Raw genomic sequence first — 24,346 nt, 5'->3', positions numbered from 1 at the left:
CTCAAATTTATTTGGGCCTTTTTTCTTTATTAACGCGTAACTAAACAATACAAATTAAAAAATGCAGCCAAATTTAAAACAACTCCATCAAAGCGCTATTAAATATTTAAACGAAGGCAAAGTACAACTTGCCCACAAAAGCTTAGTTGAACTGGTTTCGCATAAACCTGACTTTGCCGATGGCTATTTTTTACTGGCAATGGTTAACTTGCAAGTAGGGCAAATTTTTAAAGCCATCAAGCTAATCGAAAAAGCCTTAACACTTGGCTCTAGCATTGAATATACTGCTCAACTGGCAAAATGTTATGCGCTTACCGGTGACTTAAAAAAAGCAAAGAATGTAGCGCTGTCGGTACCTATTACACAAATAAAAAAAGCACTCGACGCCGATACTCTAGGCGTTGCACTTACGCAAGCAGGCCTACACGAACACGCTTTACATTATTTTGAATGTGCACTCACATTAGCCAATGCCAAACAACAACCTCAACCCCAGTTTTATTACAACTTTGCAGTAAGCGCCAAGTTTTTGGGCCTATTTGACAAAGCACACACCGCGTTTGAACATGCCATTGCACTTAACCCGCTTCATCATCAAAGCCACTTTGCACTCAGTGATTTAACTAAAGTAACAAAGCAAAAAAATAATATTACACGGTTAAAGCAAGTGTTTGAGCAGGTTTCACACCCTGATGCTAAATTACACATAGGCCACGCAATGGCAAAAGAATACCAAGATATTGGCGCATTTTCTGACGCCTTTACCGCGTTACAACAAGGTAAAGCAGCAAAGCATGCGCTTACCCCGTTTGATAACGCATCGTCGAATGCATTGTTTGAACATATAAAACAACTCAGTGCCGAACACAAAAACCAACAAGTAAACGGTAATCCCACTGCTGAGCCTATTTTTGTATTAGGTATGCCCCGCTCTGGCACCACATTAGTTGAGAGAATATTATCGAGCCATAGCGACGTGCAATCGGCTGGTGAACTACAAGACTTCGGCCTAAGTGTAAAAAGGTTAAGCAACACACCCACACCAAACGTGCTCGACATACAAACACTCACTAAAGCGTATGAACTTGATTTTAATCAGCTTGGCTCAACATATTTAAACGCCACCCGCGTTACTACCGGTAGCCATAAACATTTTATAGATAAACTCCCGTTTAACTTTTTTTATATAGACTTAATCACTAAAGCACTGCCAAACGCTAAAATTATTTGTATGCTGCGCGACCCAATGGACACCTGTATTGGTAACTACCGCCAGCTATTTACCATTAACAACCCTTACTACGCGTATTCGCTAGACCTACTCGACACTGCTAAATTTTATAGCCGCTTTTACTCACTCATGCAGCACTTCAGCACCGTGCACAGCAATATAAAAATTGTGAAATACGAAGAATTAGTCGCACAGCCCGAGCAGCAAATAAAAGAGTTAGTCAGCTTTTGTGATTTAGAGTGGCAAGCACAGTGTATAGACTTTCACTTAAACACCGCACCGGTATCTACTGCCAGTAAAGTGCAAGTACGCCAACCGCTAAACAACAAAGCCATTGGGCGTTGGAAGGCATTTAAACCCCATACTGACGAGGCTCAAAATTACCTGTTAGAGCAAGGAATTACGTTGCAATAGCCATTAATTATGCATTGCTTTAGTAAAAGTGAATTTATAAGCCAAAGTTAAAGCTTAGGTTTATAAATTCATAACACAATAAACTTCCCAGCTTTCACTAGAGAGTTTTTATATATTGCAATAGAGAGCATTTAACTTGGCTTTTTAGATTGAACTTTTCTTATTTGAGAAATAGCTTCCATTAAAAAAGCCGTATTAAGCCCTACAATTATTAACCCATTAACAGCCGTTAAACTGCCAAGCAGCCTCCATTGAATGCCCAACACAACGTCGCCATAACCAAGTGTTGTAAAGGTAACAACCGAAAAGTAAAGTGCGGGCTCTAATTCGCTAAAAACATCAAAAATTAAAAATATAGCAGCCCATAACCACGCACTCGCCGTTAAGCCTCCTACCAACCAAATTACCATTGCCGTGACGACTAAAATCATCTTTAGAGTTTTTGAGCCATTTAGTAACCAATCGTTAATATTAGCCAGCACTTTAGACAAAACACCAATAAACATTGCTTGTATTAGCACCGTGCCACAAATAACAAATGTTCCAATAATAAGCTGTATTAGCATTTTGATCCCACTGCTTAAATCCTTATATTTTAAGTAACATTATACATAAAATTAACAACGGGGTAGGCACCTGTAATCACTTTAATAAAGTATTTTTACTACCCTTATTTAACCGTTTATTACTGCTATTACTAGCGTGCTAAAACTCAGCGAAAACCTAAGTAAGACAATATTTAGGTAAAAAAAAACAGAAATAAACACTTAAAACCAAAAGGAAATGCAGTAACCGTAAACATCACTTAACCGCTAAGTAATCACCGGGAAAGCAATAACAAAAATGTTTGGCGTAAATCATCAATTTAATAAAACTACAGATAGTTATGCCTGTACTTGCTTTAACTCACCTGACTCATATTTCGTTAAATTTTCATTTAACTCGATAGATTAGGTTTAATCTGCAAAGTGCCATGAGCAGACATCGAAGGTTTTAATGTCTGAAGTCAAAATTTGACCCCGCTTACTTCCTAAAATGACTAGAAGCATAAGTAAGACTCTAAACAGGAGTCTAAACTTTCTGTTACTCATGGCACATAACGCAAAGCTAAGCGGCTGGCGATAGCCTGTCATTACTTGAGCATATTGTCATGACCGTAATTATCACTCACGTAATCACTTTTAAAACTACCATCAATAGTTAAAGATTTGCTAAAAGTACTTTTCGCAGCCTCGCTATCTCCTTTCGATAAATAGGCGAATGCCAAACTGTCGTAGGCCTGCGGTGCATTGGGAAACAATGAAACTAAATATTCGAACATATCAAATGCTTCGGTCCATGATTTTGTACTAAGTAGTTCCATTCCTACTTCATTAATTGTTCTGCCGATGAATCGACTGTAACCATTGTCTTTATAAACCTGTTTGAAGTGTTTATAGAATTGTTGTTTTCCTTTTGATTGATAGTACTTAAAGGCAAAGTTTTTTTCCAATTGTCTAATTGGTTGATACTCACCATTTTTGATGTAAGAGTGTATTCGACCAGAAATGCGTTCGGCAACTAAGTGATCAGTGTTTGCCAGAACAACTATTTCATAGCTAGTGTCCAAATCTACTTCCGCGGCTGCACTGACGCCCTGACCACCTCCATATGCGCCCCAATGGGAGCCGTCCATTGCAAATAGGTGGCGATTAATCGCGTCTGAGTTTTTTAATAACTTATTGCTATAGATTAACGCTCGGTAAAATCGTTGCACATCCACAACAGTCGATTCAATGCCGCCATCGGGACTAGGGTGTTCATTAATACCGACCTTTCTCAAATTGCCATTGTACTGGAATGTATATCGGACTGACTGATATTCATGAGAATTAACCGGCCTGAAGGTCGTTGAAAACATCTCAACCCGATTGAAGATATTGTTTTTGAGTAGTTCTTCGAAAGGCTTTCCAGTTACTTTCTCAAGAATCACTCCTAATACCACATACCCATAATTTGAATATTTTCGATCAGTTCCAGGTATATATAAAAGGGGGTTATTTATCAATATCTTTATTTTCTTGTTTAGAGTATCAAATGCAAGTTGATTCTGACGATATTCAGCCACAAAGATATCAGCAAAGCCTGCACTATGATTTAGTAGGTGCTCAATCGTGATTTTATCAGCATCAGGTTGTTTGAACCCCAACTCAAAGCTAACTAGTTTATCACTTAACTTTAATTTGCCAGCCTCAACCTGTTGCAAGATCAAGACCTTGGTAAAGTCTTTCATGATTGAGCCAAGATTAAAGCGACTTTGAATGCTGTTCTTTATTTTTTCTTCGACATTCTGAAAGCCATAAGATGACGCAAACTCCACCTCATTATCTTTAGTTATCAGTAATGCGCCGGAAAACCAGCCCATCTGCTGGTATTGCATGGCGATACTGTCTGCAACCGTTGCGAGACTAACAGATTTATCTTGCTTTATATCCTCACTGTCCAAAGCCAGTGAATAACTGGCAAAGAATAAAAGAAAGATTAAAACTAAATTTTGAACCATTTGGCGGAATCCTTTCTGTCATAACGCCTTGCTCAGTTGCGCAGCGGTTGTAGTGGATTTTTGTGCGAAAATGAGCACCGCGAATGCACAAAAAGGAGCGTAGACCGATACGTCAACTGGAGCAATTTGTTAAGTGTTACCCCTCCAAACATTGACTTTTACTAAGAATATTTGATTTTAGATTCTTGAGTTTACGGGTAGATTCCGACCATAGAATTTCGCCCCCATCTCCAATTTCTTCGTAAATCGCTAGAACCTGTGTAACACCAATGAACTCCCATTTCACATCAACACCTTCGGGGCCACCTTTGTACGGATAGTCATGCTCTCGACCAATTTTCTCGACCTTCTCATATGCTTCCGATTTTGAATCCGCTCGTACAAGCACAGTATTCTCCCAGGAAAGAAATCTCTTTTCTGGATCATCTTTTGCTGAGTCCTCAAGCTCGAAAAACCTCAACATATATGAACCTACGTACCATCCAACTGGTGATGTGTGTTGTGTCATAGTTTTTGCACTTAACAATTTAATAGTGAGCTCATTGCGCATATTTCTACTGACGCCACGCTCAATTATCTACTTTATATAGTTTTAACAAATAACCTAAGGTATTACTATCTATAAGTATTCTAAATTTTTTAGGTAAAGTTAAGCGAATCAATATGCGCGCAGCGCTCATTTTCATGAATATATGCGCAAAGAGAAGTTTAACGAATCAAAGCCGAGGGTCAAATCTTGACTTCAGGCATTAAGGTTTTTGACTAACTATTACTTGCTCACAGCTAAACTTCGCAAAAGTGCCATGAGCCAACTCTTGTAACCTTAGACTCTTATAAGCCTTACATTACTCATACAGGGCTAGGTTTTCTTTACCCAGCATATAAGATGATATTTTTTGATAGATAACTAACGAACTGCACACCGTAAGAATAATGCCTAAATTATATTCTTGAATAATAGGGATATAGGTGATCATTGGTATTACAATCAGTATATATAAACAAAACGTAACCCAAAATAATTTTGAATTTATTACCCTTAAACGAATCTTGCAATTCGGGCATCTGAAATACAATGGAAATGCCGAAAGTGATAAGTCAAAAGGATTAACTTTATTTCGACAGTTTGGACAATTACTCATAACATTCCTTGTAATACTAACTTCCGATTAACGGGTTAAAAATTGCGGACTAAAATTGAGCGAAGCGAAGAACCCGCAGTTTTTAATCCCTGTTTCATTGTTTGTTAGGTGCGTAAGAATTCAAGTACTCACCTACTCGACCACCAAATAGTGAAGGTGATGGATATTGTATTTTCCGTTTAACATATGTACAAGACTCTTTAACTCTGTCGCTGCTCTCAGATTGCCACAATGCTATGTCTGTATTTTTTACTATTTCATTTAATGGTTGCTTGCCGATGATAACTGCTTTATCAATGAGTTGTTTGTTACTTAAGTACCACTCATTTATTTCTTCTTGGATAGCGGTATCACAGTATTTTTTTAAAGATAATACGTAGCTAAAAACCTGACGAGCTTTAAATGCAGCATCTTGATATGAGCAAACACCATCTCGCCTTTGCTTGCCCTCAGGGACTGCTGCACAAGGTTCCACAGCAGATACTTTAAATGAAAAAAGCAGAAACAAAGTTAGTAATACAATCTTCATTAGCACCTAACGAGCCTGTAGATTAACTCGTTTTTTATTTGTTTTTAGTAGTGAACCAACCATAGCCGAGTTCCTATTTCGGTTCAATCAGTTATCGCTATTTTACATCAAATATAAGATGACAATGTGCGGTTGTTTTAATTGGTGTTTTGGAAGGAATTGCAGCGTTTGCGTGGCTTTTTTAGGTTAAAAGGGCTTTCTCTTATACATGCAGCCTGTTTTGCAGCTTTTCTATGTTATGAACAAGGCAATACAATTGCCACTGCAAAGTCGAGGGTCAAAGTCGAGGGTCAAATCTTGACTTCAGACATTAAGATTTTTGACTAACTATTTCTCGCTCATCACTGCCCTTAATAACCATTCAAACATGATCAAAGTTTAAAGCTTTGCTTTAAACTAGGCACACACGTCTATGTAACCTATCGCTCATTCAAAGCACTTAATTTAGTGAACCTGAACCGCCCTACCACAACGCTTATTTACTTTTGTGTCGGTTCAACCTCTAATAATGTCGATTCAGATAAACATTAATGAAGCAGGTTAAAAAGCTCGCTAAATTTCTTATCAACAAAACGCCAAATACCTATTTTTTTGATAAGGAATACAGTCATGAACATTATTACAAAAACAGTTATAGCACTGAGTTTAGCAAGCCACTTTAGTGCTCACGCCATTGACCTACGAGTCGATAACATTCGTTTATACCAAAGTAGTTCGCAAAGCTTTTCTGCGCCAAGTTCGCTTTATATTGATGAGGGTAAAATTGTAAGCATTACTAAAGCGACTGACCCACTACAAAACGCAGATAAAACAATTAACGCCAACAACCAGTATGCAATACCCGGTTTAATTGATTTACATGTACATTTAGGCTCATCGGGCAGTAACTTTACTGAATTTCAGTATTTGCCGGTTAAATCGCACTTTAATTCTAATTTGTATTTAGGCGTAACTAACATTGTTGATTTGTTTTCGTTTGAGCAAACCCTAAACGAAGCTGCGCAATTAAAAGCAGCCCAACTAACCCCTAACCTTTTTTATGCAGGTACATTGTTTACTAACCCTGGCGGGCATGGCACGCAGTTTGGTGGCCAAACATACGAAATTGCAAAAGATGAAGACATAGCAGCGCTGTGGCAAAAACATATAAGCACTAAGCCACATGTAACTAAAGCGGTTATTGAAACCTTTGGCGGTGTAGGTAAATCGTTAACTGATAGCCAACTGGCTGAGCTAGGTAAGCGCTCTAAAGCCGCTAATTTACCGTATTTTGTGCATGTTTCTACACTAAATGATGGTAAACGCGCAATTAAGGCCGGTGCAACGGCTTTAGCGCACGGCATTAATAGCGAAGCGATTGACGATGAGTTTATTACGCTAATGAAACAGCATAATGTAACCTACATTCCTACCCTTGCGGTGTACCACAATCATAGCGATGAAAAGCATAACCATACTATTAGCTCACAAAGCGAGTTACTAAAAACCATTCCTGAAAAGCTTCAAGGCTGTTTGTTTGAAAAGGTGCCTGCACCTTCAAAATGGAAAGAGCACGCGTGGGATGAGCGTAAAACAGCTTATGCAAATATACAAAAGCTACATAAAGCTAATATCACTATTGGCACAGGCTCTGATGCCGGAAACCCATACACGCTGCACGGTACAGGGTTACACAACGAGTTAGATGCGCTTAAAAAAGCAGGCCTAACTAATGGTGAAATAATTAACGCAGCAACGGTTAACGGCGCAAAAGCGATTAATAAAGCCGAGAGCATTGGCAAACTTACTAAAGGTTTTGAGGCAAGTTTTGTACTGCTTAAACAAAACCCACTTAATGATATAAATCATATTCACACTATCTCACAGGTGTATAAAACAGGTTTAAAAGTAGACCGCTCAGCGCTTATTGCTCAAAACAAGGCCATTACACCACAAGGCCCTACCTGTAATGAAGAAGTTAAAAGCAGCCAAGCACAGCATAGTATTGATGATTTTACCGGTGATACACCATGGCAAGCTATGAGCGATTCGGTAATGGGTGGGCAGTCTGTTGCAACGCTTACCACGCATAAAAATAGCTTAACTATTGATACAACCATTACAAAGCCTACCAGCTTTGGTGCATGGGCGGGCGCTGAAATTAAGTTTTCGTCACCGGCTGATGCCTCAACATTTAAAGGTATTCGCTTAACCTATAAAGGCTCAACTACACCTTTTGCTATGTCTGTTTATCATAGTGATGTAAAAGATTGGGATCACTTTAGTGTACTTTTAAAACCACGCGATGAGTGGACCACGCTTGATATACCTTTTACTACATTTAAACAGTTTGGGTTTGGTAGCCCCGTTACGTGGTCGGCAACAGAATTAACAGGGGTTAACTTAATGTGGCGTAAAATGCCAGGCGCAAGCAACGAGCCGTTAAAAAACACACTACAAATCAAAGAGCTAACTTACTTTTAAATAAGTAACAGTCAAAACACAGACTCTTTGGGTTTTGACTGTTTTTTGTTATGGTTTAATCACTTACAAAAAGAAGCACCTATTATGCTCAAACATCCTTTTTACAAATACAGCTTTTTTATTCTACTTATTGTTGATATTGCTTACGCCCTTGGGCTGATAATTGCTAACTCTGCGCCCTTAACAGGCGGCAGTGCACTCGCCGCAACCGTGTGGTTTATTACTTTTTATTGGGTTCCGGTATGGAGTGCGGCAGCGGTTATTTTTTATCTGCGCAATAAGCATATTAATAAAACAGCACTTGAATGGTTAATTGCCGTTGTATTTATGGCCCTCGGTAATGTGCTTACCGATGTATTGCTGACACTGCTTTTTGATGGGCATAAATCAATGGGGATATTTGTTGTATTTAACGGCTTACTTTGGGGCTCGTGTATTTACCTTACCAGTATTTTTATTGAAAGCAAAAAACGCGTAACAGCCGAAAAACATGCGCTTAAACAAGCCCAACTTACTACATTGCGATACCAGCTAAACCCTCACTTTATGTTTAATAGCTTAAATACAATTTCCGCTTACATACACACAAAACCCGATTTGGCCGATGAAGTACTGCATGAACTGGCTGATATTTTAAGGTACTCGCTTGATACCGCAGAGCAACAGCAAATACCTTTACAGCAAGAGCTTACCATAATAGAAAAGTATCTAAATATTGAAAAAGCACGCTTTGGCGATAAGCTTAAGGTTAATTACCACATTCCTAATACCCTTAAAAACAAAACGCTACCACCTCTACTTATTCAACCTATTATTGAAAATGCAATTAAGCACAATGCTAAACAAACCTCACTTACACTTAATATTACCCTGAGTGAAATGTCTAACGGGGTTAAAATTGTGATAAGCGACAACGGAAAAGGCTTTACTGACGATGTATTAAAATGTGGCTACGGAAAAGGTATAGGGATGAAAAACATTATGCTACGCGTTAATCAACTTGGACAAAGTAAAGTATTGCTAAGTAATGATAATGGTGCTGTTGTTACGTTGGAGCTAGCGTTATGAACAATATAAACCTGCCAAATAAAACGACTAAAATGCGCATACTGTTTGCCGATGACGAGCTTCCTGCTCGCGAAAAGTTAAGCCATCAATTAAGTTTAATGGAGCATGTTGACGTGGTAGGCATAGCCACAAATGGCAAAGAGGCCATTGCATTAATTAATGAGCTAACTCCTGATGTGGTATTGCTTGATATTCAAATGCCTGAAATTAATGGCCTTGAACTTATTGATTTACTTAACTACCAACCCATTATTATGTACACCACCGCGTACGACCAATTTGCGATTGAAGCATTTGAGCACGCCTCAACTGACTATTTACTCAAACCTTTTCCAATTGCACGATTAAAAAAAGCGTTAGCCAAAGCACAGCAGCAATTAGAGCAACAACGAGCGCACACTCATATAACTAGCTGCGCAGGTGAACCCGCTTTTACACTCACCGAAAGTTCATTAAACAAACTAGTTAGTAAAAGTGGCGAGCGCATATTTTTACTTTCCCCAAGCGATATTAAATTTATTAAATCAGAACAAGGAAATAGTTTAGCGTGGAATGGAGAAACGTTTAATCATTTGAGCGACACGCTCGATCAGCTTGAACACGCCCTAGCCGCGCACAACTTTGTGCGTATTCATCGCAGCTATTTGGTTAATATTGACCATATAAAAGAAATACAGCGCTGGTTTAACGGCAAATTGATGGTGATTGTAAACGACGATATAAAATCGGAGCTAAGCACCAGCAGAGCCGGTGCCGATAAGCTAAAACAATTACTGCATATTTAGGCTTATTTTAAAATTAGCTACTGATCATTACTTGAGTAAACACTTAAAATAGGAAATTTATGTTCAGCAAACGAGACAGTTACCGACTGCGTTTCGTTACCCTTAAAACTTAATTTAAAAGGTTGAGGAGGTAGTCGCGTTCCATCAGCGAACAAAGCCAGTAAGTGGTCTTCGTTAAGCTCACGATTACCCGTCGATAAATTAGTGAGTGTTATTACTGCCCAGCGTTCACCCTCGTTATTACTCATTAATATGTAATTTAAAACATTGAAGTCGCCTTTTTTAGGCGTGATGTTAGCATCGTTTGGAAATGCTAAATGCAAGCTATTAGGTATGGCTCTGTCTACGTTAATTACGTTCTCAGTATTTGCCAATACCGAAGACGACAGTATAACCAACATTAAAATCCATGCTTTAATCATATTAATAACCTCCTTCAAGCGTACTTAATGACGTTTGTATAGTCTACATAGTTAAGCATACTCTCAGCATTTACCTATTATGTAAACATGCACAACAAATTCAATAATGCTCACTAAGCGCTCATTCAGCGTTTCTTGTGTAATCTTAGCTTTAATTTCACCTAATAAACATGGCGATTAAACGGAGAAAATTACATGGCAACCACATTTAACAGTTCAGGCGCGATTGAACATTCGCAATTGGCTTTATTAAACACTGAGCACAGCATTCAAGTAAGAGGCGCACGTGTTCATAACTTAAAAAATGTGGATGTAAACCTGCCCCGTAATTCGCTTGTGGTGTTTACTGGTATATCGGGCTCGGGTAAATCATCGCTCGCCTTTGGAACATTATTTGCTGAATCGCAACATCGTTACCTTGATTCGGTATCGCCTTATGCACGAAGGTTAATCGATCAGGTTGACGAACCCGATGTAGATTCAATTGAAGGGCTGCCACCAGCAGTAGCAATGCAACAACAGCGCGGCGCACCTTCTGTTCGTTCATCGGTTGGCAGCGTAACCACTATTTCTAACGCACTGCGAATGCTTTACTCACGCGCTGGCGAATACCCTAAAGGGCAGAGCATTTTGTATGCCGATGCGTTTTCTCCAAATACCCCCGAAGGTGCATGCCCACAGTGTTCGGGCATTGGCCGCACTTTTGAGGTAACCGAACAACTACTTGTGCCCGACAATACAAAAACGATACGCGAAGGCGCAATAGAAGCTTGGCCACCAGCATGGCAAGGTAAAAACTTAAGTCGCATACTGGTATCACTTGGTTACGACATCGACATACCATGGTATGAGTTACCGCAAAAAGCGCGCGATTGGATTTTATTTTCAGACGACACCCCCACTGTACCTGTTTATCCAGACTACACTATTTTAGAGGTTAAAAACGCCATTAAAAATGGCGAAAAACCTCGCTATAAAGGTACTTTTACCAGTGCTAAGCGCTTTGTTCTTAAATCTTTTGCTACAACACAAAGCCCTCGTATTAAAAAACGAGTGTCGCAGTTTATGCAAATATCCCCATGCCCAAGCTGTAAAGGTAAAAAGCTTAAAAAAGAGTCGTTATCGGTTAAAGTCGCAGGGCTTGATATAGGCGAAATTTCGCAGCTAACACTCAATGAGCTGGCAGATAAGCTAAGGTTTGCCGCTAATACCCCTGCTAAAAGTAACGCTACAAACCCAGAAAAAGCCATCGTCGCTAAGCGTATTACAAGCGATATTATTAAGCGTATAGAATCACTGACTAAACTTGGCCTAGGATATTTATCGCTTGAGCGTACCACCCCATCGTTATCACCAGGGGAGTTACAACGTTTGCGGCTAGCAACGCAACTTCGCTCAAAATTATTTGGTGTTGTGTATGTGTTAGATGAACCTTCGGCAGGTTTACACCCTGCCGATACACAAGCACTTTTAAGCGCATTAGATGAACTAATAGCCGCTGGTAACTCAGTATTTGTGGTTGAGCACGACGTAAGTGTTATTCGACATGCCAATTGGGTAGTCGATGTTGGACCAAATGCAGGCTCCCGTGGCGGTAATATTGTTTATAGCGGCCCTGTTGAAGGCTTAAAGCAAATTAGTAGCTCACACACTAGTCAATATTTATTTAAAAATAACCAAACCCAGCAGGCACCCATACAAAACAAGCAACGCCAACCTAAAGCGTGGCTAGCGCTTAAAAATGTTGAACGTAATAACTTACAAAAGCTTAATGTAGAATTTCCGCTTGGGGTTATTACAAGTGTTACGGGAGTATCTGGCTCTGGTAAATCGAGCTTAGTAAGCCAAGCACTTGTTGACTTGGTTTACGATGCACTTGGGCAAAAATCGCAGCCACAAATGCCAACCGACGAAGCAGAGTTACTCGAGCAAGAGCTCAACGTAGCAACCGACGGGCAAATAACTCAGGGCATTGAACACATAAAGCGCCTAATAACGGTTGATCAAAAAGCCATTGGCCGTACGCCTCGCTCAAACCTTGCCACTTACACGGGCTTATTCGATCAAGTACGTAAGCTATTTGCAAACACCACTGAGGCAAAAGAGCGAAAATACGATGCCGGTCGCTTTTCGTTTAATGTTAAAAAAGGCCGCTGCGAAAACTGCGAAGGCGTAGGCTTTGTAAGCGTAGAGCTGTTATTTTTACCCAGCGTGTATTCGCCTTGCCCTGTGTGTAATGGCAAACGCTATAACCAAAAAACACTCGACATTACCTATAAAGAGAAAACCATTGCCGATGTACTTAATTTAACCGTTGAGTCAGCGCATACATTTTTTACCGATGAACCCGCTATTTTGCGCGCGCTCAATGCGCTTTTACAAGTGGGCCTTGGCTATTTACGTTTAGGACAACCTGCTACTGAACTTTCGGGCGGCGAAGCACAACGTATTAAACTTGCCACTGAACTACAACGAACACAGCGAGGCGATACGCTTTATATTTTAGATGAACCAACCACAGGCCTACACCCAAAAGATGTAGCCATGCTAATGGCGCAGTTAAATGGCTTAGTTGATGCTGGCAACACCGTCATTATGGTTGAGCACGATATGCAAGTAGCCAGTAACAGTGATTGGGTTATTGATATTGGCCCAGGAGCTGGCGACGAAGGCGGGGTAATAGTTGCGCAAGGAAAACCTGAAAGGGTCGCTGAGTCACAAAAAAGTAAAACGGCACCATTTTTAAAAGCGCAGTTAAATCACGCAGGTTCTAATTAAAAATTAATAGTCGTTATGCACAAAATAATGAAGAGCCACGGGCTCTTTATTATTAATCTAAGGCTAACCAAACACCTACAAGCATCATTAAACTGCCTGCAATTCGGTTCATCCATTTAATATTATCGCCTCGGGCTAAAAACAAGCGTAGGCTTTTACCACCTGTTGCATACGCTAACATACTTACGAATTCGGTTATCATAATTACGCTAAGTAAAATAAATAACTGTGGCGCAACAGCCTGATCAACACTAATAAACGGCGGCAATAGTGAGATCATAAACGCCCATCCTTTTGGGTTAGCAACAGCGGTAATAAATCCTTGAGTAAAAAGCGACTGCCTACTTACATCACTTGGGCTATGTGTATTAACCGACATTTTACCTTTGGCGCGCCACATATTTATACCTATGTAAATTAAGTAGGCACCACCGACCCACTTTAAAATAGCGAACGCATCAGGGTAATTTAGCATGACACTTGCAACCCCAAGTACCGCCGCAATAGCTACACTTGCAACCCCTAAAAGCTCACCTATCATCATCCACAGGGTGCGGCGCACACCGATGCTCATACCTAATGTCATGGCAAGCGTCATGCACATACCCGGTGTGATAGATACAAAAAAGAAGGTAGGAATAAAAACTGCCAGTGCTGCTACATCAATCATTAATTTACTCTCGTATTCATAACAAAAACGCGGCTATAAGTAGCCGCGCTGTTGCTTACCTATGTGTATTGTTATTGCTGGGTATTAACAGCAGGCTCGCTAACGACCTCTACTGGCTGTGGTGTATCATTTAACAAATACTTATCTAACCACTGCTCTTGCTCCCACAATACATGTAATAAGCTTTTACGTGCGCGGTAGCCATGAGCTTCGTAAGGCAGCATAACTAAACGGGCATCTTTTCCTAAGCCTTTAAGCGCGGCATACATTCGCTCACTTTGCATTGGAAAAGTGCCTGAATTAGGATCCTCTTTACCGTGTATCATGAGCATTGGCTCATTGATTTTTTCGGCGTGAAAAAACGGCGACATATTAGCGTATACACTTTGCGCCTGCCAAAAATCACGTTCTTCCCCCTGAAAACCAAACGGTGTTAACGTACGGTTATATGCGCCACTGCGAGCAATACCTGTTTTAAATAAATCACTATGCGCCAATAAGTTAGCCACCATAAATGCACCGTATGAATGCCCTGCTATGGCTATTTTGTCTTTATCAGCAATCCCCTTTTCAACCAGTACATCTACTGCTGCTTTGGCGCTAGAAACCAGCTGTTTTCTGAAGTGATCATTTGGCTCACTACCATCAACACCTACAATCGGCATTTTAGGATCGTCAAATACGGCAATACCTTTGGCAAGGTACGGCATTGGACCCCAGTAACCTATATACGTAAACTCGTAAGGCGACTCGCGAACTTGCGACGCTACGGCTTTGTCTTTGTATTCAAGCGGGTAAGCCCACATAAGCACAGGCAAAGTGCCTTGTGTTTTGTCGTACCCTGGTGGTAAATATAACGTGCCAGAAAGCTCAACACCGTCGTCGCGCGTATAACGCACTTGTTCTTTTGTTACACCTTTAAAAGCAGGGTATGGGTGTTCAAATTGCGTTAGTTGGGTTAACGAATCGTCATCTAAATCACGAATAAAAAAGTTAGGCTGCTCAGTTTTAGACTCACGAACAGTAATAAAGCGCTCGCCTTCGTCATCAAGCAGCGCCCTTACACGCTCGTAATAAGGCGCTTGTGATTGCCATAAACGCTTGCTACTGTTTGTTTTTACATCGTACCTGTCTAAAAACGGGATGTTACCTTGTTCTGACGCGCCATTGCCACGCAGGTAAATATAACGCCCACCAACCACTTTAATTACATTAGCGCCTAAATCGTTACGCTCGTAAATAGCATTACCTGGGTCTTTATAAGCATCGTTATAACTGCGCTCTGAAAACAGCACACGGTTACTATCGGCATTACGTGGCTGAATAACATACGTACGCAATTGACGGTCGCTAAAGCGCCAATCGCTCAGCATAGCAATGTCGTTATTAGCCCACTCCATACCCGCATAACGACGTTCGACTTTTGCAAATAACTTTGGCTCGCGTTTAAACGGCGCACGTAGGCTATAAATGTAATCATGGTGCGGTACGTCAGTTTTCATGTCGCCGCCATCTTGCGCTTCTGCCCAAATAACTTCAGCACCCTGATCTGCTCGCCATTCAAAATTACGTCTTCCTGTACGTACACTGTCGTAACCTTGTGGAATATTATCGGCCAAAGGTTGCTTAGCAAGCTCGGCTAATGCAAAACCGCGCATACCCCATATTTGCCACGTTGTCGCAAAGCGGCTGTAAGGCACTTGATACGAAAACGGCTCGTTAATTCCCGCCACCAAAATATTAGTTGAGTCAGGCGACACCGAAAACGATTTAAAAAGTGCTGGACTGCCAATAGCTTGGGCTTTTCCATCAAGGGTAATGTAAGCCAACTGGCCTTGGCCAAAAAACTTAAATTGAGCTTCATCAAATGGGCTCGTTAATAAATTTTGATACGTGCGTGCAGGGGCTTTTTCACCAGTACTTTGCTGAATAACTGGCACAACATTTTGGCTGTTGTTTTCTAGTCGTGGTTTACCCACATTTACAGCTAGGTTTGCAATAATGGCTGTGCTGTCTGGTAACCATTGGTATGGCGATGCCGTTAAAACTGAATTTAACGCAGCACTTGAAAGCATTTTTGCTTGTTTACTTTCAACACTATAAAGCCATAAATTTGCTTCGTTTGTTTGTTCAACAATAAACGCTAAGTATTTGCTATTAGAAGACCACTTAGGCGAGCGAATAATACCATTTGGTAAGTTATTAATATTAATAACAGTGCCACTTTGCACATGTTTAAGTTCTACAGCACTAAAATTTGCGCGCACCCGTGTGCGTGAAAAATTAGCCGGGTTTAGTTTAATCCCCGCAAGCTTTAACTCTTCAATTGCAAGCTCATCAAGCGATACAACACGCCTGCGTTCAAATAGCGCAAGCCACTGGCCATCACTTGATAAGTAACTTGTGGGCGCCAATTTAGCATCTACCACTGCCGCTAAATCAGGCGAAGGAGTTTGGTAGCCCTGCTCTGCATGACTAAATGGTAGTAATACAACACAACAAATAAAGGCAACTAACAGCCTAAAAGCGTTCATGTTTTTATCCTTTTGTTATTTTTTACACAATTAAGTGTATATAAACACGTTTTGCTTTGTTCATAAAGCATTAAGGTGGCTCAACACATGGCAAAAGATGACTTAACAGCCCAGTTTAAGCTACACTAACGCGTTTTTAATTTATCACTGCGACAAACACAACTATGCATAACAAAGCTAAATCTGTCACAATTTTTGATGTTGCCGACCTTGCAGGTGTGTCTAAGTCAACGGTGTCTTTGGTGCTGACTCAAAGTAAAAAAGTCAGTGATAAAAGCAAACAAAAAGTATTAAAAGCAATTGATGAGTTAGGCTACGTTTATAATCGCGATGCCGCAGCTATGCGCTCAAAGCGCTCTAATTTAATCGCTGTGGTTATAAATGATTTAACTGACCCTGTTATGGCACAGTTGGCCACCGAGCTTGAGCTAATATTAAACAATGAAGGTTTTCAGGCCGTTATTGTTAGCAGTAACAATAACGTTGAGCAGCAAACACAGGCAATTAATAAACTAAAAGAATACAACGCCGCCGGATTTATAATTTGCCCTGTGACTAATACATGCACCCAATGGTTAGACACATTAAGTTCTCAGCATAGCGTTGTTACGTTAATGCAAGAGCTTGCATTTAGTAATGCACCTTGTGTGTTACCCGACTACAAAAAAGCAAGCCATATAGTTAGCATGCATTTACTTTCTCAAGGGGTTACAAACATTGCGTTTATAGGCAGCAATTTACAATTAAGCAGCTGCTTAACACTTCAACACGGCTTTAATACCGCATGTGCACAACACAGTATATCGCCACTAAACGCAATCGAATGTGGTGAAAATTCCGTTCTTAGTGCCAAAAATGCTTTTGCACAGGCTTATAAAAGCACCCCTGCTATTAACGCCATTGTGTGTGCGAATGACATTATCGCCCACGGCGTGCTAGCAAGCATTAACACATTAAACTTAGCAGCTAATCAACGCATTAAAGTAGTAAGCTGTCAGCAAGTTAAAAATAGCGCCTTACTTGACGATACATTAACGAGTGTTGCAATCAGCACGCATGAAATCGCGAAACGTTGCCTTTTAGTACTACAAGAACTATTACAAAATACAGCCCCACCGGTTAAAACACTGGTAAATGTTAACTTACAAATTAAAGAGTCTAGCCAATGAAAAAAGTGCTGGTAATTGGCTACGTATGGCCAGAGCCCAACTCATCCGCTGCGGGTACGCACATGATGTCATTATTGAACGCATTTACAGCACAAAACTGGCAAGTGGAGTTTGCTACTCCCGCTCAACGCACAGAGCATATGGTAAACCTTGACGACTTTGGTATAACAAGCCAAAGCATTGCCCTTAATTGCGAAAGCTTTGACGAATACGTTAAAGCCTATAACCCAGATATTGTAATGTTTGACCGGTTTATGATGGAAGAACAATTTGGTTGGCGCGTTGATAAGCATTGCCCCAATGCCATTAAGATTCTCGATACCGAAGATTTACAGTGCCTGCGAAACGCACGCCATGAAGCGCACAAAGGCGAGCGTGAATTTACAACCAGCGATTTACATTCAGACATAGCTAAACGCGAAATAGCGGCTATTTTGCGTTGCGACCTAAGCCTAATTATTTCAAGCTACGAAATGGAATTACTCAATAGCGTATTTAAGGTCGAACCAAGCTTATTACACCATTTACCGTTTATGGTCGATTTAATCTCGCTGCCCGAAACCACAAAAAGCTTTGATGAACGTCAGCACTTTATGACGATAGGTAATTTTAGGCATGCGCCAAACTGGGACGCAGTACTTTACTTGCAAAAAATATGGCCGTTAATTCGTAAACAACTACCAAAAGCTGAGCTACATATTTATGGCTCTTACCCGCCACCTAAAGCCACAGCACTTAATAACCCTAAAACGGGTTTTTTAATAAAAGGCTGGGCCGATAACGCCTATGATGTAATGCAAAGTGCGCGCGTATGTTTAGCTCCTCTGAGGTTTGGCGCTGGTATTAAAGGTAAATTACTTGAAGCCATGATAATGCAAACACCCAGCGTTACCACCAGTATTGGTGTAGAGGGCATGCACAACGATTTACCTTGGTCTGGTAAAGTGGCTAATAATACCGAAGACTTTGCAAACGCAGCCGTTGAGCTTTATACCAATAAAACCGATTATGAACATGCCCAGCAAGCTGGCAATACGCTACTTAACACCGTATACGACAAAGTAAAATTAAGCGCGGCGCTCATTAATAAAATAGATGCAATAAGCAGCGATCTAAGCGCGCATCGTGAAAAAAACTTTACCGGACAAATGCTCAAACATCATACAATGCGAAGCACACAATACATGGCGCAATGGATAGCGGAGAAAAATAAAAAATTAGATTAAAAATGACTAGACACACACCAATTAGTCTTTAAAATCGCGCCCATTACATATGGGCGTTTTAGCCTATACTTTTAGCTAATTTATTTACACACTGGCCTAAATAAGATTTGAAAACTGCAACCTTTACAGAAAAACGCAAATTTATCGTTAAGTTGGGTAAAATGCTTCATAAATACGGTACGCCTGCCTACCGCCTAGAAGCACACTTAATGGAAGTCGCCACATACTTAGGCCTCAAATCGTCGTTTGTTATGTCGCCCACCTCGGTCACCTTTGTTATTTGGACCGACGGCCATGAAGATGAGTATACGCATGTGGCACGAGTTGACCCAGGCGATCATGATTTAGGATCACTTGCCGATACCGACGACCTTGTAAATAAAATGCTTAATGAAGAATTGTCTCTTCAAGAAGTAGACCAACAGCTAGATATAATTTTTGATGCCCCTAACCCTTACAATAAATTAACGACAGGTATTGCATTTGCAACCTCGGGCGGCGCATTTGCAATGCTTATGGGCACCAGTTGGACCGATGTAATTTGGTCTGCGTTACTCACCCTTGTGGTGTATATGTTTGTATTGTGGTCTATGCGCTCTAAACGTGTAGCGCATATGCTTGAACCACTTGTTGCTATTGTTTCAGCAATTATGGCCTGTGCTGTAAGCGTTTATATAACACCCGAAGTAAACATACGCTTAGTGGTGCTTTCTGCCATTATTGTATTTATACCGGGCCTTGCGCTTGCACTTGGATTGGCAGAGCTTGCAGCTCGCCACTTGGTCTCGGGTACAGCAAGAGTAATGGACTCATTTATGTTGCTGTTTAAACTCTATTTTGGTGGCTTTATAGGTATAGGCATTGGCTTTGCACTTTTTGGCCAAGCAGACTTTGTTCAACCGGAGCCTTTACCCAGCTGGACACCTTGGCTTGCTATATTTTTACTGTGTAGCAGCCTAATAGTTATATTTAGAACCAAACTAAAACATGCGGGTTGGTCTATTGCATCAGGCTTTATAGCCTATGGCACAAGTATTGGGTCAGCAATGTATTTAGATTACACATTGGGTACTTTTGTTGGCGCGTTATCGGTGGGTATTTTTAGTAATTTATTTAACCGTGTTGCTAATGCGCCGGCTTCAATTGTGGCAATGCAGGGCTTGATTGTATTAGTCCCAGGTAGCAAAACCTACATTGGCTTAAATTCACTTATTGAAGGCCAAGACTTTATATATGCAGAGCATATAGGCCAGCAAACATTTTTAATATTTATGTCGCTTGTAGCCGGGCTTATATTTGCAAACGTTGCCCTACCGCCTAAAAAAAGTTTATAAAAAGCAGCGCGGTACATTCCGCGCTATTCATTATTTATTTTATCACCTTCATTTAACGCCCTCTTTTGAGCATTAATCGCATTTTTTAGTTTATTAACCTTAGCTTGTTATACTAATCTGGATTTTAAAAATAAAGGATATAACAATGCTTAAGACAAGCTTAGCGCTAGCAATCGGGCTTTCAAGCAGCCTTGCATTTGCGCAATCAGCAATCACAGTTGAAGACATTCCAAAAGTAAAATCGGTAATACAAACAAGTATTAGCCCAGATGGTGAAAGCGTTGCATTTACACGCTCGTTACCACGCAAACTTTACGTTGACGAAAATGGCAGCAATTACAGCGAACTTTACGTTGTAGACGATGAAGGTGTTGAACGCCCATTTATTACCGGCTCGGTTAATATTAAAAGCCTACAATGGTCAAACGACAGCAAAACAATTTACTTTTTAGCAAAGCTTAAAGACGATAAATTTACTTCGCTTTACCAAATTCCTGTTGATGGCGGACAAGCACAAGCAGTTATGTCGTTAAAAGGGACTTCTATTTCAAGTTATCAACTAAGCCCAGACAATAAACAGCTTGCGTTATTAGCGATGCCCGCTGCCGACAAATCAGATAAAGAATTAAAAAAACTTGGTTTTAAAGCAGAAGTATACGAACTAGATTTAAAAAACAAACAACTCTTTGTTGTTGATTTGGCCAAAGAAGATAAACCATTATCGCCAACAGCCATAAACATTGATAGCTATGTAAGCGATGTTAACTGGTCAGCCGACAGTGAAAAGCTACTCGTTAAAACTCAACCTACAGCACTTATTGACGATCGCTATACTAAATCAATGTGGCACCTTTACGATATTGCTAACGAAAAAGTAACTTTATCGTTTAAAACACAGGGTAAATTGGGCGATGCCGAGCTGTCGCATGATGGTAAGTACGTCGCTATTTTAGGCGCAGAAGATCAGCACGACCCAGCAACTGGCCGCTTATTTATTGCTGACACTGAAACCGCAAAAATCACTGAGTGGCTACCTAACTTTATGGGCCACGTAGTTGATTTTGAATGGTCGCATAAGCGTAACACGCTTAACTTTATTGCCAATGTAGGTACGCAAAGCTTTGTTGCCAGTATCAAAGCAGGCTCTAATAAATACAAAAAGTTAGTTGATGAAGGCCAATTTATTGCAACGCAGTTAAGTGTTTCTGACTCAGATAAAACATTGGCACTTCGTGGTAACAGTGCTAAGCATCCTAACGAAGTGTTTATTGTGCGTAGTAAAAAAGCAAAGCGTTTAACAGACTCAAACAGCTGGCTGAACGATAAACGTTTTGCTAAACAAGAAACGATTAAACTTAAAGCGCGTGATGGCGTTGAACTAGACGGCGTACTTGTATACCCGCTCGATTACAAAAAAGGAACACGCTACCCACTTATAATGTCAGTACATGGCGGCCCAGAAAGTCACGACAAAGATGGGTGGATCACCAATTACTCTCGCCCTGGCCAAATGGGTGCTGCACGTGGGTACGCGGTATTTTATCCAAACTATCGTGGTTCTACAGGTAAAGGCGTTGATTACTCAAAACTAGGGCAAAACGATTACGCTGGTAAAGAGTTTGACGACCTAGTGGACTTTAAAAACCATTTAGTCGACATGGGTCTAGTTGACAGCAAACGCGTTGGTATCACAGGTGGTTCTTACGGCGGTTATGCCTCTGCTTGGGGTGCAACAAAACTAACTGAACATTTTGCAGCAAGTGTTATGTTTGTAGGTGTCACTAACCAACTTTCTAAGTTTGGTACCACTGATATTTCAAACGAAATGCACTTAGTGCATGCCCGTTCATACCCGTGGGATAAATGGCAATGGTATTTAGAGCGCAGCCCAATTTACTGGGCTGGTCAGTCAGAAACACCGTTGCTTATTATGCACGGTAAAGACGATCCACGCGTGCACCCTGCACAGTCAATGGAGCTTTACCGCTACATGAAAGTACAAGGTAAAGATGTACGCCTTGTTTATTACCCGGGTGAAGGCCACGGCAACCGTAAAGTGGCAGCACAATACGACTACAGCTTACGTTTAATGCGTTGGATGGATAACTATTTAATAGAGGGTAAAAAAGACATGCCTGATTACGAAATAGACCACGCAGCAAAACTTAAAGCAGTAAAAGATGCCAATAAATAATTTGTGGTAAGTTAAAATATCAAGGCCGGCATTGTTGCTGGCCTTTTTTTATTATTTTAGAACCAATATCCCCTAGCAAGCTCATGCTGTGATAAAATCTAAATTAATTCTTCGCCTCAATTTCATAATTCGACCGCTATGCCTAACAGCCCTTGTTTTACCCCATTTGCTCAACCTGTTTCCACTATTCCTTTACCGGAACAGTTTACTTACCCCTTTTTTTACGAGCCACACCCGTTAACTATTGCAGCAAGCGAACAATTGCAACAGCAGCTCGAAACACTGCCACATTTAAAAGCTGAAAACGCGGGTAAAATGTTTGGTGTATTAGTGGTTAAAAATGAGCAAAACGAACTGGGCTTTTTAGCAGCCTACTCAGGGCAAGTTGACGCAAACAAAGCCAGTATTAACTTTGTGCCCCCTATTTCAAGTATGCAATTAAACGATGAAAATTACTTAGCTAAAAGCAAAATAATAAATGACTTGAACGCACAAATAGACGAACTTGAAAACAGTGAGCAACTAAAGAGCATTAGCCAATTATTAGCTACCGCCAACGAAGGCTTTGAAAAAGAGCTGCAAGCGCAGCATGCTTTAATGCAAAAAAGCAGAAAAAAACGTAAAAAACAACGCAGCGACGCTGAAAAAAAATCGAGTAAAACCAAAATTCAACAACTCAAAAAAAAGCTAGCAACACAAAGCATTGAAGAAAAAAAGCAGCTTCAGGCATTAAAGCAAAAATGGCAAACACAGCTAGTCACACTTGAACAAGCGCATAGCAAAATAAACGATGAACTTGAACATTTAAAAAAACGCCGTAAAACGCTCTCCAAAAGCTTACAAAAAATACTATTTGCTCAATATCAATTTCTTAATATTGATGGCGAAATAGAAGACCTCAATGCTATTTTTGCCAAATTACCTGAGCATACGCCGGCATCGGGGGCAGGTGACTGTGCAGCCCCTAAATTGCTTCAATATGCGTTTAAACATAACTTAACACCCATTGCCATGGGTGAATTTTGGTGGGGAGCCCCGCCTAAATCTGCGGTTAGGCAGCATAAAAACTACTACCCATCTTGCTTTAGTAAATGTCAGCCTATCTTAGGCCACATGCTAAAAGGCTTAAATGTAGAACCTAGCCCACTGTTGAATAACCCTGCACAAGGTAAAGAGCTTACTGTTGTTTACCAAGATGACGATTTGGTCATAGTGAATAAACCGGCAGAGTTTTTATCGGTCCCGGGCATTACCATAGACGACTCTGTATTCTTGCGTATGAAAACACAATTTCCAGAAGCTACAGGTCCACTTATTGTGCACCGATTGGATATGTCGACCTCAGGACTATTAATTATTGCCCTAAACAAACGGGCACATAAAGCCATTCAAAAACAATTTATTGAGCGCACAATAGAAAAACGCTACGTTGCTTTAGTCGATGGGAATATAGAACAAGAAAGCGGTACTATAGAGTTACCCCTAACACCAGATTTTGATGATAAGCCGCGTCAAAAAGTGTGTTACCAAAAAGGAAAACCTGCACTTACAACATGGCAAGTACTTGAGCGAAAAAACAATACAACTCGCTTGCAGCTCTACCCTAAAACAGGGCGCACTCATCAACTGCGTGTGCACTGCGCACATGTATTAGGTTTAAACACCCCTATTATTGGTGATACACATTATGGTAAAAAAGCAGATCGGTTACACCTGCATGCTGAGTATCTAGCATTCACGCACCCGATTAATCACGAGCGTTTAGAGTTTAAAATTGATGCCGATTTTTAACTGACAAATACTAAAACCACCATAAATAAGGCTGCTATCACGCTTATACCAGGA

Annotated in this window: 17 protein-coding genes; 10 read left to right on the top strand and 7 right to left on the bottom strand. The window is 40.5% G+C overall.

Annotated features, from left to right (window positions below):
* The first annotated feature begins 61 nt into the window (after positions 1–61).
* Entirely contained in the window at positions 62–1,645 is a 1,584-nt protein-coding gene (locus AC27JL_RS04775; RefSeq protein WP_487194960.1) for a tetratricopeptide repeat-containing sulfotransferase family protein, read from the top strand.
* 131 nt (positions 1,646–1,776) lie between these two features.
* On the opposite strand, the gene AC27JL_RS04770 is transcribed toward AC27JL_RS04775, so the two are convergent.
* From AC27JL_RS04770 to AC27JL_RS04755, 4 genes are all read right to left on the bottom strand, one after another.
* Positions 1,777–2,211 (bottom strand): ion channel, encoded by a 435-nt coding sequence (locus AC27JL_RS04770; RefSeq protein ID WP_487194959.1) that lies wholly within the window; start codon positions 2,209–2,211, stop codon positions 1,777–1,779.
* A 566-nt stretch (positions 2,212–2,777) separates the two neighbouring features.
* Positions 2,778–4,187 carry a serine hydrolase gene (locus tag AC27JL_RS04765; protein WP_487194958.1) on the bottom strand — a complete coding sequence of 470 codons (1,410 nt, stop codon included), beginning with the start codon at positions 4,185–4,187 and terminating at the stop codon, positions 2,778–2,780.
* A gap of 136 nt (positions 4,188–4,323) precedes the next feature.
* A complete protein-coding gene (locus AC27JL_RS04760) occupies positions 4,324–4,695 on the bottom strand; it encodes a DUF4288 domain-containing protein (RefSeq protein WP_033019169.1) in 372 nt (123 codons plus the stop codon).
* 728 nt (positions 4,696–5,423) lie between these two features.
* Positions 5,424–5,858: a hypothetical protein gene (locus AC27JL_RS04755; protein WP_487194957.1), complete on the bottom strand. Its 435-nt coding sequence runs from the start codon at positions 5,856–5,858 to the stop codon at positions 5,424–5,426.
* Positions 5,859–6,467: 609 nt separating this feature from the next.
* On the opposite strand from AC27JL_RS04755, the gene AC27JL_RS04750 reads away from it, so the two are divergent.
* From AC27JL_RS04750 to AC27JL_RS04740, 3 genes are read left to right on the top strand one after another with little or no spacing between them, the layout of a single operon-like run.
* Positions 6,468–8,321 (top strand): CIA30 family protein, encoded by a 1,854-nt coding sequence (locus tag AC27JL_RS04750; protein ID WP_487194956.1) that lies wholly within the window; start codon positions 6,468–6,470, stop codon positions 8,319–8,321.
* A gap of 27 nt (positions 8,322–8,348) precedes the next feature.
* A complete protein-coding gene (locus AC27JL_RS04745; protein ID WP_487194955.1) occupies positions 8,349–9,389 on the top strand; it encodes a sensor histidine kinase in 1,041 nt (346 codons plus the stop codon).
* The gene (locus AC27JL_RS04740) at positions 9,386–10,174 is read left to right on the top strand and encodes a LytR/AlgR family response regulator transcription factor (RefSeq protein WP_487194954.1); all 789 of its coding nucleotides are present in this window, start codon (positions 9,386–9,388) and stop codon (positions 10,172–10,174) included. The genes AC27JL_RS04745 and AC27JL_RS04740 overlap by 4 nt, the downstream gene beginning before the upstream one ends.
* A 17-nt stretch (positions 10,175–10,191) precedes the next feature.
* Here AC27JL_RS04740 and AC27JL_RS04735 read toward each other — a convergent pair whose 3' ends face one another.
* On the bottom strand, positions 10,192–10,596 hold the full coding sequence (locus AC27JL_RS04735; RefSeq protein ID WP_487194953.1) for a hypothetical protein: 405 nt from the start codon (positions 10,594–10,596) through the stop codon (positions 10,192–10,194).
* A 195-nt stretch (positions 10,597–10,791) separates the two neighbouring features.
* Between AC27JL_RS04735 and uvrA the strand changes: the two genes are divergently transcribed.
* The gene (gene uvrA / locus AC27JL_RS04730; RefSeq protein ID WP_487194952.1) at positions 10,792–13,374 is read left to right on the top strand and encodes an excinuclease ABC subunit UvrA; all 2,583 of its coding nucleotides are present in this window, start codon (positions 10,792–10,794) and stop codon (positions 13,372–13,374) included.
* 52 nt (positions 13,375–13,426) lie between these two features.
* On the opposite strand, the gene AC27JL_RS04725 is transcribed toward uvrA, so the two are convergent.
* Both AC27JL_RS04725 and AC27JL_RS04720 read right to left on the bottom strand, forming a co-directional pair.
* Complete coding sequence (locus AC27JL_RS04725; RefSeq protein WP_006792663.1) at positions 13,427–14,044, bottom strand: LysE family translocator; 618 nt, start codon at positions 14,042–14,044, stop codon at positions 13,427–13,429.
* Positions 14,045–14,115: 71 nt separating this feature from the next.
* Positions 14,116–16,578, bottom strand: coding sequence for an alpha/beta hydrolase family protein (locus AC27JL_RS04720; protein WP_487194951.1), 2,463 nt, complete (start codon positions 16,576–16,578; stop codon positions 14,116–14,118).
* Between the two features lie 164 nt (positions 16,579–16,742).
* On the opposite strand from AC27JL_RS04720, the gene AC27JL_RS04715 reads away from it, so the two are divergent.
* From AC27JL_RS04715 to AC27JL_RS04695, 5 genes are all read left to right on the top strand, one after another.
* Positions 16,743–17,747, top strand: a complete 1,005-nt coding sequence (locus tag AC27JL_RS04715; protein WP_487194950.1) for a LacI family DNA-binding transcriptional regulator — start codon at positions 16,743–16,745, stop codon at positions 17,745–17,747.
* Complete coding sequence (locus tag AC27JL_RS04710; protein WP_487194949.1) at positions 17,744–18,973, top strand: glycosyltransferase; 1,230 nt, start codon at positions 17,744–17,746, stop codon at positions 18,971–18,973. The genes AC27JL_RS04715 and AC27JL_RS04710 overlap by 4 nt, the downstream gene beginning before the upstream one ends.
* Before the next feature lie 107 nt (positions 18,974–19,080).
* Positions 19,081–20,307, top strand: coding sequence for a threonine/serine exporter family protein (locus AC27JL_RS04705; RefSeq protein WP_008129681.1), 1,227 nt, complete (start codon positions 19,081–19,083; stop codon positions 20,305–20,307).
* A gap of 145 nt (positions 20,308–20,452) precedes the next feature.
* Positions 20,453–22,501, top strand: a complete 2,049-nt coding sequence (locus AC27JL_RS04700; RefSeq protein ID WP_487194948.1) for a S9 family peptidase — start codon at positions 20,453–20,455, stop codon at positions 22,499–22,501.
* A 138-nt stretch (positions 22,502–22,639) separates the two neighbouring features.
* Positions 22,640–24,292, top strand: coding sequence for an RluA family pseudouridine synthase (locus AC27JL_RS04695; protein ID WP_487194947.1), 1,653 nt, complete (start codon positions 22,640–22,642; stop codon positions 24,290–24,292).
* The last annotated feature ends 54 nt before the right edge of the window (positions 24,293–24,346 follow it).

Source organism: Pseudoalteromonas sp. 4NS20-0020 (assembly GCF_057554385.1).
This window is presented reverse-complemented; position numbering and strand designations above follow the sequence as displayed.

Excerpts from the sequence above, each read along its gene's own strand:
- AC27JL_RS04760 (WP_033019169.1), bottom strand. The coding sequence starts at position 4,695 with ATGACACAACACACATCACCAGTTGGATGGTACGTAGGTTCATATATG.
- AC27JL_RS04725 (WP_006792663.1), bottom strand. The coding sequence starts at position 14,044 with ATGATTGATGTAGCAGCACTGGCAGTTTTTATTCCTACCTTCTTTTTT.
- AC27JL_RS04740 (WP_487194954.1), top strand. The coding sequence starts at position 9,386 with ATGAACAATATAAACCTGCCAAATAAAACGACTAAAATGCGCATACTG.
- AC27JL_RS04765 (WP_487194958.1), bottom strand. The coding sequence starts at position 4,187 with ATGGTTCAAAATTTAGTTTTAATCTTTCTTTTATTCTTTGCCAGTTAT.
- AC27JL_RS04755 (WP_487194957.1), bottom strand. The coding sequence starts at position 5,858 with ATGAAGATTGTATTACTAACTTTGTTTCTGCTTTTTTCATTTAAAGTA.
- uvrA (WP_487194952.1), top strand. The coding sequence starts at position 10,792 with ATGGCAACCACATTTAACAGTTCAGGCGCGATTGAACATTCGCAATTG.
- AC27JL_RS04750 (WP_487194956.1), top strand. The coding sequence starts at position 6,468 with ATGAACATTATTACAAAAACAGTTATAGCACTGAGTTTAGCAAGCCAC.
- AC27JL_RS04770 (WP_487194959.1), bottom strand. The coding sequence starts at position 2,211 with ATGCTAATACAGCTTATTATTGGAACATTTGTTATTTGTGGCACGGTG.
- AC27JL_RS04775 (WP_487194960.1), top strand. The coding sequence starts at position 62 with ATGCAGCCAAATTTAAAACAACTCCATCAAAGCGCTATTAAATATTTA.
- AC27JL_RS04715 (WP_487194950.1), top strand. The coding sequence starts at position 16,743 with ATGCATAACAAAGCTAAATCTGTCACAATTTTTGATGTTGCCGACCTT.
- AC27JL_RS04695 (WP_487194947.1), top strand. The coding sequence starts at position 22,640 with ATGCCTAACAGCCCTTGTTTTACCCCATTTGCTCAACCTGTTTCCACT.
- AC27JL_RS04720 (WP_487194951.1), bottom strand. The coding sequence starts at position 16,578 with ATGAACGCTTTTAGGCTGTTAGTTGCCTTTATTTGTTGTGTTGTATTA.
- AC27JL_RS04710 (WP_487194949.1), top strand. The coding sequence starts at position 17,744 with ATGAAAAAAGTGCTGGTAATTGGCTACGTATGGCCAGAGCCCAACTCA.
- AC27JL_RS04735 (WP_487194953.1), bottom strand. The coding sequence starts at position 10,596 with ATGATTAAAGCATGGATTTTAATGTTGGTTATACTGTCGTCTTCGGTA.
- AC27JL_RS04700 (WP_487194948.1), top strand. The coding sequence starts at position 20,453 with ATGCTTAAGACAAGCTTAGCGCTAGCAATCGGGCTTTCAAGCAGCCTT.